Annotated in this window: 1 protein-coding gene; it reads right to left on the reverse strand. The window is 30.8% G+C overall.

Annotated elements, in window-relative coordinates; translation table 11 throughout:
• On the reverse strand, positions 1 to 616 hold a 616-nt coding region (locus H663_RS41080; protein WP_133240110.1), incomplete at its 3' end, for an oligosaccharide flippase family protein.
• Positions 617 to 828 lie beyond the last annotated feature (212 nt).

Here is an 828-nt window from a genome sequence, read left to right on the forward strand (position 1 = left end):
TGTATTCAATTATTGATACTTTAAAATACCAAGCAATCCTCATTTTTAAAGTAGCATAAAGCAGTACTGCACCCCCAATTAAATATGTACAACCAAATGCAAATCCTGCAAGAAAAAGATCATTTTCACTTTCGATAAAAAATACAACTATAGCTAAAAAACATAACTTGGATAAAAGATTTGAAGTTGCTAACCATGCGAAATAACTTTTTCCATGAAAAAGCCATGTTGCTTGAAATACACTGCCAATAATTGCAGGTACTGATATTGCAAGAAAAAGATGCCCTTCAATAGGGGGTATTTTTAGTATAAATAATAGAATTATCAACAGCAATGTTAAGCACGCAAGGAGTGCACGTGTATTTTGTATTTTTGAATATATTTTCGAAATTTCACTATTTTTTTGTGCTAAGGCTACTTCCCTAGCTGCTACTAATATGAAACCAAAATCAACTATCTGTACTAGAAAAATAGTGATTGCCTGGGCAATTGCAAACTTTCCAAAAGCATTTGTACCAAGGGCATTTGAAAGAAATGGAAAGGCGATTAATGGCAGCAAAAAATTAGCCCCCATTGATATTGCAGAAAGAATAATATTTTTATTTAGTTTCTTCATTTATTATTTAAAAAATTCATCAATTATACAGAATTAAATAAATAATTTTAATTATTTACAAGCAAGTTTTGCCTATAAAATTAAAAAAATTCAACTGCAATGCGACTTAGCATTATTGAATGACTAGTCGGATTCAAAAATAAAGTCCACGATCACATACCTATGGCCTTGAGCCATGATGCTTTGAGAATTGCCAGTTTCTTAGCCAAATT

The organism is Limnohabitans planktonicus II-D5 (genome assembly GCF_001270065.2).
Taxonomy (GTDB): Bacteria; Pseudomonadota; Gammaproteobacteria; order Burkholderiales; family Burkholderiaceae_C; genus Limnohabitans_A; species Limnohabitans_A planktonicus.